Genomic DNA, 15410 nt, shown 5'->3' with positions numbered 1-15410 from the left:
TGCCAGGAGAGCGTGCCATGTCATCCGCTGCCTCGGGATATTTCCGACGCCTCGGCCGCAGGCTGACCGCGGATATCGACCACTTGGACGCCGAGGAGCTGGCCGAGTCGGCCGAGGCCTCCGGTGCGTGTCGCGCCTCCGAGTGCCGCCGCGGCGAAGAGGTCTCCATGCTCGGCAGGCTGCGCAGCGTCGAAGCCTGTTCCAAGGCGGTGGGCGCCGCGATCGAGGCCGAGCTCTTCGACGGCACCGACGCCATCACCCTGGTGTGGATCGGGCGCAAGCGGATCCCGGGCATCGAGCCGGGCCGCAAGATCCTGGTGCGCGGCCGGGTCGGCGAGCGGGACGGCCGCAAGGTGATCTTCAACCCCTACTACGAACTGCGTGGGAACAGCTGACGTATGCCGACCAGTGACGACACCGGGACCAGGGACGAGCCCGCCGCCGAACCCGAAGCGCGGGCGGAGCGCTCCGAACAGACCGTCCTCGAGCAACTCGGCGGCATCAGCGGCCTGATCTACTCCACCCTCCCGGTGCTGGTCTTCGTGCCGGTGAACACGCTGTGGGGGCTCACCGCCGCGGTCTGGGCCGCGCTCGGCGTCGCCGCCGCGATCCTGGTCTGGCGGCTGGTGCGGCGCAGCCCGATCCAGCCCGCCATCTCCGGCTTCATCGGCGTCGGGATCTGCGCCTTCATCGCCTACCGGGTGGGCGAGGCCAAGGGGTACTTCCTCTTCGGCATCTACACCAGCCTGGTCTACGCCGGGATCTTCCTCGGCTCGATCGTGGTGCGCAGGCCGCTGGTCGGGGTCATCTGGGGCGTGCTGAACGGCCACGGCTCGGCCTGGCGCGAGGACCCGGCCGTCGTCCGGCTCTACGACCTCGCCACGCTGGCCTGGGTGGTCGTCTTCGGCGCCCGCTACCTGGTGCAGTCCGAGCTGTACGACACCGACCACACCGGCTGGCTCGCGGTCGCCAGGATCGGGATGGGCTGGCCGCTCACCGCTGTCGCGCTGGTGGTCACCGTGTGGGCGGTGCGCCGGGCCGGGCACGCCCCGGTCAAGTCGGCGAAGTCCGCGGGGCGGCACGCCGCCCGCTAGGGGGTGCCGGGACCACCGGGAGGTGGGGGTGTTCCCCACCCTGGGGTACCTGTTTCCGAGGTCCGTTCCGACGGACGATTTTCTCGTCACCGAATATCACACGGCGAGAAAGGACCTCGGAGCAATGGCCACCGAGCACACCACCGCGACGCACTCCACCGCGACGCACTCCACCCGGACCTCTTCGAGCCGTCCCGCCAAGGCCGCCACCGCGGTGAACTCCGAGAGCAGGCGCATCGGCGCCGAGCTGGACGCGCTGATCGGCCCCGCCGCCGCGGGCGACCAGCGGGCCGTCGGCGAGATCCTGCGGATCGTGCAGCCGCTGGTCCGCCGCTACTGCCTGGCCCGCCTCGGCAACAGCGCGCACCTGCAGGTCACCGCCGACGACGTGGTGCAGGAGATCCTGATCGCCACCGTGAACGCCATCCCGCGCTACCGCGACCAGGGCAAGTCCTTCCTGGCCTTCGTCTACGGCATCGCCGCCAACAAGGTCGCCGACGCCTTCCGCCGCGGCCAGCTCACCGCCTACCCGACCGCCGACCTGCCGGACACCGCCTGCCCGGCCGCAGGCCCCGAGGAGTGGGCGCTGGCCTCCGAGCGCAGGACCGAGACCCGCGAGCTGATGAAGGTGCTCGCCCCCGCGCACCGCCAGGTGCTGGTCATGCGGATCGTGCTCGGCTGGAGCGCGGCGGAGACCGCGGAGGCCATCGGCACCAGCCCCGGCGTGGTCCGGGTCATGCAGCACCGCGCGCTCAACAAGCTCCGCAAGGAACTGCAGACCGCCGCTTAGGGTCTGATGCCGTGGTCTGCGAGGGCTACTCGCAGATCCTCTTCGGCCTCGACCGAGGCCACGAAGAGCAATTCGTCGTCGCCCTCGAAGGGATCGTCGGCCTGCGGCACGATGACCCGGCCCCCGCGCAGGATCGTCACCAGCGCGGTATCCCTCGGCAGCCGCAGCGAGCGGACCGGCTTCCCGGCCAGCGCGGTGTCGTTCGGCAGGGTGATCTCCACCAGGTTCGCCTGCCCCTGGCGCAGCGTCATCAGCCGCACCAGGTCGCCGACCGAGACGGCCTCCTCGACCAGCGAGGCCAGCAGCCGCGGGGTGGAGACGGCGACGTCCACCCCCCAGGACGAATCGAAGAGCCACTCGTTGCGCGGATCGTTCACCCGCGCCACCACCCGGCTCACCCCGAACTCGGTCTTGGCGAGCAGGCTGTGCACCAGGTTCACCTTGTCGTCGCCGGTCGCGGCGATGACCACCTCGTAGGTCTCCATCCCCGCCTCCTCCAGCAGGGAGAGTTCGCAGGCGTCGGCGTGCACCCAGATCGCGTCCGGGATGGCCTCCTCGTCGAGGTGCGACAGCTCGCGCTCGAGCAGCATCACCCGGTGCCCGCCGCGCAGCAGTTCGCGCGCGATGGAGCGGCCGACGGCGCCTGCTCCGGCAATGGCGACCTTCATTCTCAGTCCTCGCTCGTGGGGGGCTTGGCGGCCATGGCGACGGCCTCGCCGACGCTGCCCGACGGCACCGCCACGTAGACGACGTCGTCCGCCTGCACGATGGTCTTGGTGTCCGGCAGCAGCCCGCGGCCGAAGCGGAGCACGAACGCCACCCGCACGCCGACGGTGCGCTCCAGGTCGCGCACGGTGCGGCCGGACCACTCCTCGTGCAGCGCCAGTTGGGTGACCGCGACCGTCCCGGTCGGGTCGCGCCAGGTGGTGGTGCTGGTGTCGGCGATCAGGGTGCGCAGGAAGCGGTCGGTGGTCCACGGGACGGTGGCGATGGTCGGGATGCCGAGCCGCTCGTAGACGGCGGCGCGCTTGGCGTCGTAGATCCGGGCGACGACCCGCTCCACGCCGAACATCTCGCGCGCCACCCGCGCCGAGATGATGTTCGAGTTGTCGCCGGAGGAGACGGCGGCGAAGGCGTCGGCGCGCTCGATCCCGGCCTTGGTCAGCACATCCCGGTCGAAGCCGACGCCGATCACCTGCCTGCCGGGGAAGTCGGTGCCGAGGCGGAGGAACGAGCTGGGATCGCGGTCGATCACCGTCACCTCGTGCCCGACCCGGATCAGCGCGCGCGCCAGCGAGGAGCCGACCCGCCCGCACCCCATGATCACTACGTACACCACAACCTCGTTCCTGAACCGTGGCGCCCGGTCCGCGGCCGATCCGGCATCCGAACCGTACCGCCCGTACTGTCCTCCCGGCACGTTTCCCCGCGCGCCTCCCCGGCAAACACCGGCGTGGCGGGCGTCGCGGCCGGATCACCTCCATCCGGAAACGCCCCGGTCGGGCGGGCGGGAGACCGGACGGCACTCTATGCTCGCTCCGGTGTCCAAGTTGACGACGGCCGCCAAGCGCGTGCTGCTGGGCAGGCCGTTCCGGAGTGATTCGCTCGGGCACACCCTGCTCCCGAAGCGGATCGCGCTGCCGGTCTTCGCCTCCGACGCGATGTCGTCGGTGGCGTACGCGCCGGAGGAGATCTTCCTCGTCCTCTCGGCCGCCGGGATCTCCGCCTACCTGTACGCGCCGTGGGTCGGGCTCGCCGTCGCCGCGGTGATGGCCGTCGTGGTCGCCAGCTACCGGCAGAACGTGCACGCCTACCCCTCCGGCGGTGGCGACTACGAGGTGGCCACCACCAATCTCGGCCCGAACGCCGGGCTCACCGTCGGCAGCGCGCTGCTGGTCGACTACGTGCTCACCGTCGCGGTCTCGATCTCGTCGGCCGCCTCCAACATCGGCTCCGCGATCCCGTTCGTCGCCACGCACAAGGTGCTCTTCGCGGTGGTCGCGATCGCGCTGCTCACCGCCGTGAACCTGCGCGGGGTCCGGGAGTCGGGGACCGCCTTCGCGGTGCCGACCTACGCCTTCATCGTCGGCATGTTCGTCATGCTCGGCTGGGGGCTGTTCCAGGTGTACGTGCTCGGCGACGACCTGCGCGCGGAATCGGCGGGCTTCGGGCTCGACGCCGAGGAGGAGCACCTCTACGGCCTCGCCTTCGCCTTCCTGATCGCGCGCGCCTTCTCCTCCGGCTGCGCCGCGCTGACCGGCGTCGAGGCGATCAGCAACGGCGTCCCCGCCTTCCGGAAGCCCAAGTCGCGCAATGCCGCGACCACGCTGCTGCTGCTCGGCAGCATCGCGATCGTGCTGCTCATGGGTATCATCCTGCTGGCCGAGCGGATCGGCGTCGTCTACGCGCACAACCCGGCGCACCTGATCGGCGCACCTGCCGACTACCACCAGAAGACGCTGATCGCCCAGCTCGCCGAGGCGGTCTTCGCCGGCTTCCCGATCGGCTTCTTCTTCATCACCATCGTGACCGCGCTGATCCTGGTGCTCGCCGCGAACACCGCCTTCAACGGCTTCCCGGTGCTCGGCTCGATCCTGGCCCAGGACCGCTACCTGCCCCGTCAGCTGCACACCCGCGGCGACCGGCTGGCGTTCAGCAACGGCATCCTCTTCCTCTCCGGCGCCGCCATCGCCTTCGTCGTGCTCTTCGGGGCCGAGGTGACCAAGCTCATCCAGCTCTACATCGTCGGCGTCTTCGTCTCGTTCGTGCTCAGCCAGACCGGCATGCTGCGGCACTGGACCCGGCTGCTGCGCACCGAGACCGACGCCGAGCACCGCAGGCGGATGAAGCGCTCCCGGGTGATCAACGCCATCGGCCTCACCGCCACCGGCACCGTGCTGGTGATCGTGCTGATGACCAAGTTCTTCGCGGGCGCCTATATCGCGATCTTCCTGATGGTCGCGATCTTCGTGGTGATGAAGCTGATCAGGAAGCACTACGACTCGGTCGCCCGCGAGCTGGCCGAGACCGAGTGGGACGGTGTGCTGCCCAGCCGCGCGCACGCCATCGTGCTGGTCTCCACGCTGCACCTGCCCACCCGCCGCGCGCTCGCCTTCGCCCGCGCCATGCGGCCCGATACGCTGGAGGCGGTGACCGTGAACGTGGACGACGCCGATACCCGCAAGCTGGTGCGCGAGTGGGAGCGCAGCGATATGGCGGTGCCGCTCAAGGTGGTCGAATCGCCCTACCGGGAGATCACCAAACCGGTGCTGGACTATGTGAAGCGGGTGCGCAAGGACGCCCCGCGCGACGTGGTGACGGTGTTCATCCCGGAGTACGTGGTCGGCCACTGGTGGGAGCAGGTGCTGCACAACCAGTCCGCGCTGCGGCTCAAGGGCAGGCTGCTCTTCGAGCCGGGCGTCATGGTGACCAGCGTGCCGTGGCAGCTCAGTTCATCGGCCAAGGCGAGAAAGCAGGGTGAGGTGAACGCGCCGGGTGCGGTGCGCCGCGGATACGAGGACCGCTCGTGAGCGTCGGCGACGAATTCGAGGTGCGGCTCGGGCCGCCCGGGCACGGCGGCTTCTGCGTCGGCAGGCACGAGGGCCGGGTGGTCTTCGTCCGGCACGGGTTGCCCGGAGAGCTGGTGCGCGCCAGGGTGACCGAGGATCGGGGCGGCTCCTTCGCCAGGGCCGACGCGATCGAGATCGTCGAGGCGGTCGCGGGCCGGGTGCCCGCCACCTGCCCGGTCTCCGGGCCGGGCGGCGCGGGCTGCTGCGACTTCACGCACGCCACCCCCGCGCTGCAGCGGCAGCTCAAGGCGAGCGTGGTCGCCGAGCAGTTGCGCCGGATCGCGCTGATCGAGCGCGACATCACCGTGGAGCCGCTCGGCCCGCCGGACGAGACCGGCGGCTGGCGGACCAGGGTGCGGCTGGTGGTCGACGCCGACGGCCGCGCCGGGGTGCACGGCTACCGGAGCTCGGGGATCGTGCCCGACCTGCGCTGCCCGCAGCCGGTCGCGGGCGCGGTCGAGTGGCTGGAGCAGGAGCGCTTCACCCCGGGCGCCGACCTGGTCGTCGCCGTCGACTCCGCCGGGACCAGGCACGTGGTGGAGATCGCGCCGCCTGCCCAGGCGGCCCCCGCGGCCGCGCGCAGGCGCCGGGTCGAGCAGTCCAGGCGCAATGCCGCCGCCCGGCGCACCGCCGCGCACGCCCCGCGCGCCACCCGGTTGCTGCACGGCAGCGGCACCGCCGTGCAGCGGGTGGGGGAGCGGCGCTGGGAGCTGCCCGCCACCGCCTTCTGGCAGGCGCACCGCGCCGCGCCCGACTACTACTCCGACCGGATCGCCGAGTGGTCCGGGCTGGAGCCGGGGCAGCGGGCGTGGGATCTCTACAGCGGCGCCGGGGTCTTCGCGGCCAGGCTGGCCGAGCGGGTCGGGCCGGGCGGTGCGGTGCACGCGGTGGAGTCCGCGTCCGGCGCCGTCACCGCGGGCCAGGCCGCGCTGGCCGACCTGCCCTGGGTCGACCTGGAGGTGCTGCGGGTCGAGCAGTGGTTCGCGGCCCGCCCGCCGCTGCCCGACGCCGTCGTGCTCGACCCGCCGCGGGCGGGCGCGGGCCGCGACGTGATCGCGCCGCTCACCGCCGCCGGCCCCGCCCGGATCGTGCACATCGGCTGCGACCCCGCCGCCTTCGCCCGCGACCTCGGGCTGTACCGGGAGGGCGGGTACGAGCTCACCGAGCTGCGCGTCGTCGACTCCTTCCCGGGCACGCACCACGTCGAGTGCCTCGCCCTGCTGGAGCGCTGAACGCGGCGCCGATGCGGTCCTACTCGGCGTGGTCCGGGGCGGGCGCCGCGAGTTCCCAGGTCACCTGGAGGTGTGCGGCCATCTCCTGCTCGCCGAGCTCCACCGGCAGCGCGCCGGACTCGGGTCCGCCCAGCGTCGCCGAGACCATCTTCAGCTGCGGCACCGGCGCACCCGCCCCGGAGCTCTCGACGATGTCCCGCACGGGACCCAGTGCGCGCCCGGCCTTCCCGGCGTACCGCCGCGCCTTGGCCAGCGCGTTCTCCCAGGCCGCGTCGCGCGCGGTGACCAGCACCGCCTCCGGGTCGGCGAGCCCGAAGGTGAGCCCGCCCAGCCGGACGTCGTCGCCGCCCGCCGCCACCGCGGCCGCGATGATCGCCGCCGGGCCGGGGTCGGCGTCGTCGCCGACCTCGCGCAGCGACACCGCCAGCGCCGCGTCGGCCAGGTAGCCGACGATCCGCGAGCCGTGCTCCTGCTGCCAGGTGGTCTCGGTGCGCACCGAGAGCCTGCTGGTGCCGATGTCGGCGGGGCGCACGCCGTGCCCGCGCAGCGCGGCGGTGACCGCCGCGATCCGCTCGCCCGCCTGGCCGTAGGCCACCGCGACGGTGTCGGCGCGCGTCTCCACCGCGATGTCGACCCGCATGACGTCCGGCACACCGCGCGCGGTGCCGTGCCCGGTCACCGTGATCGTCCCCGCGCCGCCGTGCTTCTTCCCGCTCACTGTCGCTCCCCTCGCCGTGGTCGCCGTCGGTGTGATTCTCACGGCACGGCGGCGGGTACCGGTGAGCGGGTACCGTGAACCGAAACGCACCGCGCGGCGCCCAGCCCTGTTCGCGCCCCGCGGTCGCCGGTTCGCCCCGTACGGCGGCGTCCGTAGACTGTTCCGCATCACATGGGTTGTCCCCGGAGGGAGCGAAGTCAGGTGGGAGTGCTTTCCCGGGTCGAGTCGCCCGAAGACCTGAGCGGGCTCACGGCGCCGCAGCTGCGCGAGCTCGCGGCCGAGATCCGCGAGTTCCTGGTCGAGAAGGTGGCGGCGACCGGAGGCCACCTCGGCCCGAACCTCGGCGTCGTCGAGCTGACCATCGCGCTGCACCGGGTCTTCGAATCGCCCGCCGACCCGCTGATCTTCGACACCGGGCACCAGGCGTACGTGCACAAGATCCTGACCGGCCGCAAGGACGGCTTCGATTCGCTGCGCAAGCAGGGCGGGCTCTCCGGGTACCCGAGCCGGGCCGAGAGCCCGCACGACTGGGTGGAGTCCTCGCACGCCTCCGCCGCGCTCTCCTACGCCGACGGCCTGGCCAAGGCGTTCGCGCTGAGCGGGCGCGAGCGGCACGTGGTCGCCGTCGTCGGCGACGGCGCGCTCACCGGCGGCATGTGCTGGGAGGCGCTGAACAACATCGCGGGCGCGCAGGACCGGCCGGTGGTGATCGTCGTCAACGACAACGGCCGCTCCTACGCGCCGACCATCGGCGGCCTGGCCGAGCGGCTCACCGCGCTGCGCACCCAGCCCGCCTACGAGCACGCGCTGGACGCGGGCAAGCGGCTGATCAAGAGCATTCCGCGGGTGGGCGATTCGGCCTACTCGATGGTGCACGCGGTGAAGGCGGGCATCAAGGACGCGGTCAGCCCGCAGGAGCTCTTCGGCGACATCGGCCTCAAGTACGTCGGCCCGGTGGACGGGCACGACGTGGTGGCGATGGAGGCGGCGCTGCGCCGGGCCAAGGATTTCGGCGGCCCGGTGGTGGTGCACGCGGTCACCCAGAAGGGCCGCGGCTACGCCCCCGCCGAGAACCACCTGGCCGACCAGATGCACGCCTGCGACCCGATCGACCCGCTCACCGGCGTGGCGCTCGGCGGTCCCAAGGCGCAGGGGTGGACCTCGGTCTTCTCCGAGGAGTTGATCGCGCACGCCGAGCGGCGCAGCGATGTGGTCGCGATCACCGCGGCCATGCCGGGGCCGACCGGGCTGGCCGCGTTCGGTGAGCGTTTCCCGGACCGCATGTTCGACGTCGGCATCGCCGAGCAGCACGCCATGGCCTCGGCGGCCGGGCTCGCGCTCGGCGGCATGCACCCGGTGGTGGCGATCTACTCGACCTTCCTGAACCGGGCCTTCGATCAGCTGCTGATGGACGTCGCGCTGCTCAAGCAGCCGGTCACCCTGGTGCTGGACCGGGCCGGGATCACCGGCACCGACGGCGCCAGCCACAACGGCATGTGGGATCTCTCCGTGCTCGGGATCATCCCCGGGATCCGGGTGGCGGCGCCGCGGGACGCGGCGACGCTGCGCGAGGAGCTGGCGGAGGCGCTCGCCGTCGCCGACGGGCCCACCGCGCTGCGCTTTCCCAAAGGCAGCGTGGGTGACGACATCCCGGCCGTCGAGCGGTTGGAGGGGCTGGATGTGCTCCGGCTCGCCGATCCGGAGGCCGGGTCCGCCCGCACCGCGCGCGGTGACGTGCTGCTGCTCGCCGTCGGCGCCTTCGCCGGTACCGCGCTGGCGGCGGCCGAGATCCTGCACGCCGACGGATTGTCGGTCACCGTCGTCGACCCGCGCTGGGTGCTTCCGGTCTCCGACACCGTCGTGAAGCTGGCCGAGAACTATCGGCTCGTGGTCACGGTGGAGGACGGTGGTCTGCACGGTGGCATCGGCTCCACCGTCTCCGCCCGGCTCCGTACCGCCGCGCTCGACGTTCCCACCCGCGATATCGGCGTCCCCCAGCAGTTCCTGGACCACGCCTCCCGCGGAGAGCTGCACGCCGAGCTCGGCCTCACCGCCCCCGACATCGCCCGTCGCATCACCGGCTGGCTCTCCGCCACCTGACCGCTCCGCACGTATATCGCATCGCCGCCGGCGGCGGCTCGGCAAGTGTGCGCACCCTGCGCCGAGGACCCGCCGGGTAGCCCCGCACCGCCACTGCCCCCGGCCTGCTGGCACGCCGGGGGCGTCCGTGCAATCGGGCTGCCGCGCACCCGCGCAAGAACAAGTCGAGCCGCCGCTTGCGGCGATGCGATGTGGGTGGTCAGTCCGCGGCGGGCACGGGGAGCGCGGCCACCAGACGGGGGACGGCCAGTTCGCGCTGCCAGGCCCGCGCCGCGCCGGCGGCGAGGAACGCCTCCACCGCGTCGCGCAACGTCTCGGATTCCTCGTAGGACGAGATCCCGTCCCAGCACAACCTCCGCACCAACTCCGGCGACAACAGGTTCTCCACCGGAATCGAGTGCTCCTCGGACAACTCCGCCATCGCCCCCCGAGCCCGGGTCAACCGAGCGGCGGCGACGGGATCCCGCCGCTCCCACCGATTGACCGGCGGCGGCCCGTCGTACGGCTGCGCCGTGGGCGGCAACTCCCCGTCGGCGAGCGCCCGAGCCCGATCCACGGCCCCCAGCCACTCCCGCGAGTACCGCCGCTGCCGCGGCCCGCCGAACACCGGCAGCGTGCGCAACTGCGCGATCGTCTTGGGATCGGCTCCGGCCGCCGCCACGATCGCCGAATCCGGCAGAATCCGCGACGGCGCCACATCCCGCCCCCGCGCCAGCTCGTCCCTGGTCACCCACAGCTCACGGACGATCGCCAACTGCCTGGCCCGCCGCAGCGTGTGGATCCCGGAGGTGCGCCGCCACCGATCCGGCCGCAGCGGCGCGGGCTTGCTGAGCCGCACGTGCTCGAACTCCTGCGCCGCCCACTCGGCCTTGCCCTGCGCCTCCAGGTCGGCCGCGACCGCGTCCCGCAGCTCCAGCAGCAGCTCGACGTCGAGCGCCGCGTAGTTCAGCCACTCCTCCGGCAGCGGCCGGGTGGACCAGTCCGCCGCCCCGTGCCCCTTGCGCAGTCCGCGCCCGAGCAGGTTCTCCACCATGGCCGCGAGCCCGACCCGCTCGAAACCGGCGAGCCGCCCGCCCAATTCGGTGTCGAAGAGCCGGTCCGGGTGCAGCCCGAGGTCGGCGAGGCCGGGCAGGTCCTGGTCGGCCGAGTGCAGCACCCACTCCAGCCCGTTGACGGCGTCGGCGAGCGGGCCGAGCGCGTCGGTCACCGGGATCGGGTCGATCAGCACGGTGCCCGCCCCGGCCCGGCGCAACTGGATCAGGTAGGCCCGCGCGGAGTACCGGAAACCGGAGGCCCGCTCGGCGTCGACGGCCAGCGGGCCGGTGCCCGCGGCGAGGCGGGCGGCCGCCGCCGCGACCTCGGCGGCGGTACCGAGCACGGGCGGCAGTCCGTCGGCGGGGGCGAGCAGAGGCTCCGCGGGGCTGTCGTCGGCTACCGGCATAGCCCAGAACAATACGTGGCGGTCAGCTCGGTTCGTGATCGATGTGCTGCTGCGGTGGCAAACTCGTGATCCCGGCCGGTGGCAGCCCCGCGGAGTAGGCCAGTACCTCGCAGAAGGCCTCCACGTGGCCGCGGATCTCGGCGGTGACCGCGGTCCAGGAGGCGCGCAGCTCCAGCTGGTGCGCCCGCGGCGGCCCCGCGATGTCGCCGTACCGCACCGAACTGGTACTGGTCACGGTTCCGCCGAGCGCGGTGAACGGATCCGGCCGGGATTCCAGCGCGTCCACCAGCCAGCTCCAGGCCACCTCGGGCAGCAGCGGGTCGGTGGCGAGCGAGGCGTCGATGTCGGCCTGGATGTAGGCGACGAGCCGGAAGGTGCCGTGCCAGGTCTCGTCGCCCTCCGGGTCGTGCAGCAGGATCAGCCTGCCGAAGGCGTCGCCCTCGGAGTCGGTCGGGACGGCGGCGGCGTCGGCGTGCGTCACCTCGGCGCCGAGCGCGTAGGAGTACGGCGCGAGCCGCTGCGGCGGGCGAATGGGCGCCAGCTCGATCCGCGGATGCACGGTTGCGGACCCCATCGCTTCGACCGCGGCGCGAAAGGAAGCGGGTTCGCCGTGTGGCCCTTCGGCCGGTGCGGCGCCCTCGCGGAAGTCGAGCGGTGTCACACCGACCGACGGTAGACGGTGACGTTTCACCGCGGGCGGAGGCGCGCCGCCTACGATGTCGGTGATGAGTACGCATACCCGCCGCCGGTTGTCCGATGCCCCCTTCCTGGCCGCCGCGACCGGCGCCGAGCCGAGCCGCCGACCCGTCTGGTTCATGCGCCAGGCCGGCCGCTCGCTGCCGGAGTACCGGGAGCTGCGCAAGGGCGTCGGCATGCTCGAGTCCTGCTTCGACCCGGAACTGGTCTGCGAGATCACCATGCAGCCGGTGCGCAGGCACGGCGTCGACGCCGCGATCCTCTTCTCCGACATCGTCGTTCCGCTCAAGGCGGCCGGGATCGACCTGGACATCGTGCCCGGCGTCGGGCCGGTCGTCGCGCAGCCGGTGCGCAGCACCGCCGACGTGCGGGCGCTGCCCCGCCTGCGGCCGGAGGAGGTGGGCGCGGTGAGCGAGGGCGTCCGGCTGCTCACCGCCGCGCTCGGCGACACCCCGCTGATCGGCTTCGCAGGCGCGCCCTTCACGCTCGCCTCCTACCTGGTCGAGGGCGGGCCGTCCAAGAATCACGAGCGCACCAAGGCCATGATGTACGCCGACCCGGAGACCTGGCACGCGCTGCTCGGCCTGCTCACCGACGTCACCATCGCCTTCCTGCGCGCGCAGATCGAGGCCGGGGTGGACGCGCTGCAGCTCTTCGACTCCTGGGCGGGTGCGCTCTCCGCCGCCGACTACCGGCACTACGTGCTGCCGCACTCCGAGCGGGTCTTCGCCGAGCTGGCCGACAGCGGGCTGCCGCGGATCCACTTCGGAGTTGGCACCGGCGAGCTGCTCGGCGCCATGGGCGAGGCGGGCGCCGACGTGGTCGGCGTGGACTGGCGGGTGCCGCTGGACGAGGCGGCGCGCCGGGTCGGGCCGGGCAAGGCGCTGCAGGGCAACCTGGACCCCGCCGTGCTCTTCGCCGGGTACGACGCCGCCGCCACGCAGACCAGGCGGATCCTGGACGAGGCCGACGCCGCCAAGGCGCTCGGCGCCACCGGCCACATCTTCAACCTCGGCCACGGCGTGCTGCCGGACACCGACCCGGGCGTGCTCACCGCGCTGGTGCAGCTGGTGCACGAACTCTGAGTCGCCGGGGGGCTACCGTCGATGCCATGAGAATCGCGGTGGCCGGTGGCGGGATCAGCGGACTGGTAGCGGCATTCCGACTGCGCGAGTTGCTCGGCGCCGCGGCGCGGATCACCGTGCTGGAGGCGAGCCCGCGCGTCGGCGGCGTGCTGCACACCGGCGAGCTGGCCGGTGGGCCGGTCGATCTCGGGGCCGAGGCCTTCGTCGGGCGGCGCCCCGAGGTGCCCGCGCTGCTGGCCGAACTCGGGCTGGCGGAGCAGCTCGTCACGCCGTCCGGGCTGCGGCCGCTGGTCTGGGCCGGGGGGCGGGCGCACGCGCTGCCGGAGCGCACCCTGATGGGCATTCCGTCCGGGGCGGAGACGCTGGATGGGCTGGTGGACGCGGCCACCCTGGAATGGGTCCGGACCGAGCCGGAGCGGCCGCTGGCGTGGCGGCCGGGGGGCGATATCGACGTCTACTCGCTGGTGGCCGAGCGGTTCGGGGCGCAGGTGGCGGAGCGGTCGGTGGATCCGCTGCTCGGCGGGGTGTACGCGGGCAGTTCCCGGTCGATCGGGGTGCGTGCTGCGCTGCCGACGCTCGCCGCCGCGCTGGACCGGGGGGCCGCGAGCCTCACCGCGGCGGTCTCGTCCGCGCTGCCGCCGCCATCGAGCGCGCCGGTGTTCGGCGGGCTGCGGGAGGGGTATCGGGTGCTGCTCGACGCGCTGGCGGCGCGGGCGGATGCCGATATCCGCACCGGAGTCGCGGTGCGGGAGCTGGCCCGCAGCGGGGACGGATGGGTGCTCGACCCCATCGGCGAGGTGGATGCCGTCGTGCTCGCGACGCCCGCGCCGGTGACCGCGCGGCTGCTCGCGCCGGTCGCGCCCGAGGCGAGTGTCGCGGCCGGGGCCATCGAGCTGTCCTCCTCGGTGGTGGTGGCGCTGGCGCTGCCCGGTTCCACGGCGCTGCCGGAGAACTCCGGGGTGCTGATCGGCACCGGGGAGGGGTTGCGGGCCAAGGCGTTCACGCTCTCCAGCCGGAAGTGGCCGCACCTCGCCGCACGCGGTGGCGCGCCGGTGCGTGGGTCGTTCGGCCGGTTCGGTGATCCCTCGCCGCTCTCCTGGACCGACGAGGAGCTCGTCGCGGCTGCCGTCGCGGACCTACAGACCGTGACCGGGGTGTTCGTCGTGCCCGACGGCGTCGCCGTCCAGCGCTGGCCCGGTGGGCTCGCCCAATACGCGCCGGGGCACACCGAGCGGATCGCCGCCCTCGAGTCCGGAATCGCCGACCTCCCCGGCCTCGCCGTCGCCGGAGCCTACCTGCACGGCGTCGGCGTCCCCGCCTGCGTCGCCTCCGGTACCGCCGCCGCCATCCGCGCCGCGTCCGTCCTGGTCTGACGCGGTATCTCGCCCGCTCCGCGCTCGACCGGGCGCGCCGAACAACGGCGGCACCGCGAGTGGCACCATGGACCCATGGCACGACTCGATTACCAGGCCCTCAACTCCACCGTCCGCTACCTGATGTTCTCGGTGTTCCAGGTGCGTCCCGGAGTGCTCGGCGACGACCGCGAGGCGGCACTGAAGCAGGCCACCGCCTTCTTCGAGGGCCTGGACGACCGCGACGTGGTACTGCGCGGCATCTACGACGTCGCAGGCCTGCGTGCCGACGCCGACTTCATGCTCTGGACGCACGCCGAGCGCGTCGAGGACCTGCAGGCCGTCTACGCCGACTTCCGCCGCACCACCGAGCTCGGCAGGGCCAGCACCCCGGTGTGGAGCAATGTCGCCCTGCACCGCCCGGCCGAGTTCAACAAGAGCCACATCCCGGCCTTCCTGGCCGGGGAGGAGCCGGGCGCCTACATCTGCGTCTACCCGTTCGTGCGCTCCTACGAGTGGTACCTGCTCCCGGACGAGGAGCGCCGCAAGATGCTCGCCGACCACGGCAAGCAGGCCCGCGGCTACGCCGACGTGCGCGCCAACACGGTGAGTTCCTTCGCCCTCGGGGACTACGAGTGGATCCTCGCCTTCGAGGCCCCCGAGCTGCACCGCATCGTCGACCTCATGCGCGACCTGCGCGCCACCGAGGCCCGGCTGCACGTGCGCGAGGAGATCCCCTTCTACACCGGCCCGCGGGTGGAGCTGGACGCGCTCGTCGCCTCGCTGCCCTGAGCCCGCGTCCCAGTTCCGGTGCCCAGGATTTCCGGGGCATGCGCCGGACGCGGACCGCTCGGTACCCTTCGGTCGGCGCCGCGCCGATTCAGCGTGCCGAGCCGCTGTCCGAGGGGTGCAGCGTCAAGGCGATGGAATTGATGCAGTAGCGCTTGTCGGTGGGCGTGTTGTATCCCTCGCCCTCGAACACGTGGCCGAGGTGGCTGTGGCAGTTCGCGCACAGCACTTCGACCCGGCGTGTGCCGAGCGAGTCGTCGGCGCGCAGGATCACGGCGTCCGAATCGGCCGGGTCGAAGAACGAGGGCCAGCCGCAGTGCGAGTCGAACTTCTCGGTGCTGCGGAAGAGTTCGGTGCCGCAGGCGCGGCAGGAATAGACGCCCTCGGTCTTGGTGTCGGTGTACTCGCCGACGAAGGGGCGCTCGGTGGCGGCCTCGCGGAGCACCGCGAATTCGGCGGGGTTCAGCTTGGCTTTCCACTCCTGCGGGGTCAGCTGGATACGCGGAGCGGGAAGCGACGTGTCGGCATCGGTCATGCCCCGAGG

The 15410-nt window shown here is 72.8% G+C and carries 15 protein-coding genes; 9 read left to right on the top strand and 6 right to left on the bottom strand.

Annotated features, from left to right (window positions below; genetic code table 11):
• Positions 1-17: 17 nt before the first annotated feature.
• From ACFUJ1_RS19795 to ACFUJ1_RS19785, 3 genes are all read left to right on the top strand, one after another.
• Positions 18-395, top strand: a complete 378-nt coding sequence (locus ACFUJ1_RS19795) for an OB-fold nucleic acid binding domain-containing protein (protein WP_233019486.1) — start codon at positions 18-20, stop codon at positions 393-395.
• 3 nt (positions 396-398) lie between these two features.
• Positions 399-1094 (top strand): DUF3159 domain-containing protein, encoded by a 696-nt coding sequence (locus tag ACFUJ1_RS19790; RefSeq protein ID WP_378647559.1) that lies wholly within the window; start codon positions 399-401, stop codon positions 1092-1094.
• Between the two features lie 124 nt (positions 1095-1218).
• Entirely contained in the window at positions 1219-1884 is a 666-nt protein-coding gene (locus ACFUJ1_RS19785; RefSeq protein ID WP_378647557.1) for a sigma-70 family RNA polymerase sigma factor, read from the top strand.
• Here ACFUJ1_RS19785 and ACFUJ1_RS19780 read toward each other — a convergent pair.
• Positions 1881-2552 carry a TrkA family potassium uptake protein gene (locus ACFUJ1_RS19780; protein ID WP_233019483.1) on the bottom strand — a complete coding sequence of 224 codons (672 nt, stop codon included), beginning with the start codon at positions 2550-2552 and terminating at the stop codon, positions 1881-1883. The two genes, ACFUJ1_RS19785 and ACFUJ1_RS19780, sit on opposite strands and share 4 nt — an antisense overlap.
• Positions 2553-2554: 2 nt before the next feature.
• The gene (locus ACFUJ1_RS19775) at positions 2555-3220 is read right to left on the bottom strand and encodes a potassium channel family protein (RefSeq protein ID WP_378647555.1); all 666 of its coding nucleotides are present in this window, start codon (positions 3218-3220) and stop codon (positions 2555-2557) included.
• Between the two features lie 205 nt (positions 3221-3425).
• On the opposite strand from ACFUJ1_RS19775, the gene ACFUJ1_RS19770 reads away from it, so the two are divergent.
• Together ACFUJ1_RS19770 and ACFUJ1_RS19765 are read left to right on the top strand one after the other, a co-directional pair.
• Positions 3426-5414: an APC family permease gene (locus ACFUJ1_RS19770; RefSeq protein ID WP_378647553.1), complete on the top strand. Its 1989-nt coding sequence runs from the start codon at positions 3426-3428 to the stop codon at positions 5412-5414.
• Positions 5411-6685, top strand: coding sequence for a class I SAM-dependent RNA methyltransferase (locus ACFUJ1_RS19765; RefSeq protein ID WP_378647551.1), 1275 nt, complete (start codon positions 5411-5413; stop codon positions 6683-6685). The genes ACFUJ1_RS19770 and ACFUJ1_RS19765 overlap by 4 nt, the downstream gene beginning before the upstream one ends.
• A 19-nt stretch (positions 6686-6704) precedes the next feature.
• On the opposite strand, the gene ACFUJ1_RS19760 is transcribed toward ACFUJ1_RS19765, so the two are convergent.
• Positions 6705-7403, bottom strand: coding sequence for an SIMPL domain-containing protein (locus ACFUJ1_RS19760; RefSeq protein WP_378647549.1), 699 nt, complete (start codon positions 7401-7403; stop codon positions 6705-6707).
• A gap of 201 nt (positions 7404-7604) precedes the next feature.
• Here ACFUJ1_RS19760 and dxs point away from each other — a divergent pair, with 201 nt between their 5' ends.
• Complete coding sequence (gene dxs, locus ACFUJ1_RS19755) at positions 7605-9503, top strand: 1-deoxy-D-xylulose-5-phosphate synthase (protein ID WP_378647547.1); 1899 nt, start codon at positions 7605-7607, stop codon at positions 9501-9503.
• Between the two features lie 199 nt (positions 9504-9702).
• Here dxs and ACFUJ1_RS19750 read toward each other — a convergent pair whose 3' ends face one another.
• Together ACFUJ1_RS19750 and ACFUJ1_RS19745 are read right to left on the bottom strand one after the other, a co-directional pair.
• The gene (locus ACFUJ1_RS19750) at positions 9703-10944 is read right to left on the bottom strand and encodes an HRDC domain-containing protein (protein ID WP_378647545.1); all 1242 of its coding nucleotides are present in this window, start codon (positions 10942-10944) and stop codon (positions 9703-9705) included.
• Positions 10945-10966: 22 nt separating this feature from the next.
• Positions 10967-11605: a DUF3000 domain-containing protein gene (locus tag ACFUJ1_RS19745; protein WP_378611856.1), complete on the bottom strand. Its 639-nt coding sequence runs from the start codon at positions 11603-11605 to the stop codon at positions 10967-10969.
• 55 nt (positions 11606-11660) lie between these two features.
• On the opposite strand from ACFUJ1_RS19745, the gene hemE reads away from it, so the two are divergent.
• The 3 genes from hemE (at position 11661) to hemQ (ending at position 14869) form a co-directional block, all read left to right on the top strand.
• Complete coding sequence (gene hemE, locus ACFUJ1_RS19740; RefSeq protein WP_378647544.1) at positions 11661-12725, top strand: uroporphyrinogen decarboxylase; 1065 nt, start codon at positions 11661-11663, stop codon at positions 12723-12725.
• Between the two features lie 26 nt (positions 12726-12751).
• A complete protein-coding gene (locus ACFUJ1_RS19735) occupies positions 12752-14098 on the top strand; it encodes a protoporphyrinogen oxidase (RefSeq protein ID WP_378647542.1) in 1347 nt (448 codons plus the stop codon).
• 75 nt (positions 14099-14173) lie between these two features.
• Complete coding sequence (gene hemQ, locus ACFUJ1_RS19730) at positions 14174-14869, top strand: hydrogen peroxide-dependent heme synthase (RefSeq protein WP_378647540.1); 696 nt, start codon at positions 14174-14176, stop codon at positions 14867-14869.
• 88 nt (positions 14870-14957) lie between these two features.
• On the opposite strand, the gene msrB is transcribed toward hemQ, so the two are convergent.
• On the bottom strand, positions 14958-15401 hold the full coding sequence (gene msrB / locus ACFUJ1_RS19725; protein WP_378647538.1) for a peptide-methionine (R)-S-oxide reductase MsrB: 444 nt from the start codon (positions 15399-15401) through the stop codon (positions 14958-14960).
• Between the last annotated feature and the right edge of the window lie 9 nt (positions 15402-15410).

Source organism: Nocardia sp. NPDC057227 (assembly GCF_042669725.1).
Taxonomy (GTDB): domain Bacteria; phylum Actinomycetota; class Actinomycetes; order Mycobacteriales; family Mycobacteriaceae; genus Nocardia; species Nocardia asteroides_A.
This window is presented reverse-complemented; position numbering and strand designations above follow the sequence as displayed.

Excerpts from the sequence above, each read along its gene's own strand:
- ACFUJ1_RS19795 (WP_233019486.1), top strand. The coding sequence starts at position 18 with ATGTCATCCGCTGCCTCGGGATATTTCCGACGCCTCGGCCGCAGGCTG.
- ACFUJ1_RS19790 (WP_378647559.1), top strand. The coding sequence starts at position 399 with ATGCCGACCAGTGACGACACCGGGACCAGGGACGAGCCCGCCGCCGAA.
- ACFUJ1_RS19785 (WP_378647557.1), top strand. The coding sequence starts at position 1,219 with ATGGCCACCGAGCACACCACCGCGACGCACTCCACCGCGACGCACTCC.
- ACFUJ1_RS19780 (WP_233019483.1), bottom strand. The coding sequence starts at position 2,552 with ATGAAGGTCGCCATTGCCGGAGCAGGCGCCGTCGGCCGCTCCATCGCG.
- ACFUJ1_RS19750 (WP_378647545.1), bottom strand. The coding sequence starts at position 10,944 with ATGCCGGTAGCCGACGACAGCCCCGCGGAGCCTCTGCTCGCCCCCGCC.
- hemE (WP_378647544.1), top strand. The coding sequence starts at position 11,661 with ATGTCGGTGATGAGTACGCATACCCGCCGCCGGTTGTCCGATGCCCCC.
- ACFUJ1_RS19735 (WP_378647542.1), top strand. The coding sequence starts at position 12,752 with ATGAGAATCGCGGTGGCCGGTGGCGGGATCAGCGGACTGGTAGCGGCA.
- hemQ (WP_378647540.1), top strand. The coding sequence starts at position 14,174 with ATGGCACGACTCGATTACCAGGCCCTCAACTCCACCGTCCGCTACCTG.
- msrB (WP_378647538.1), bottom strand. The coding sequence starts at position 15,401 with ATGACCGATGCCGACACGTCGCTTCCCGCTCCGCGTATCCAGCTGACC.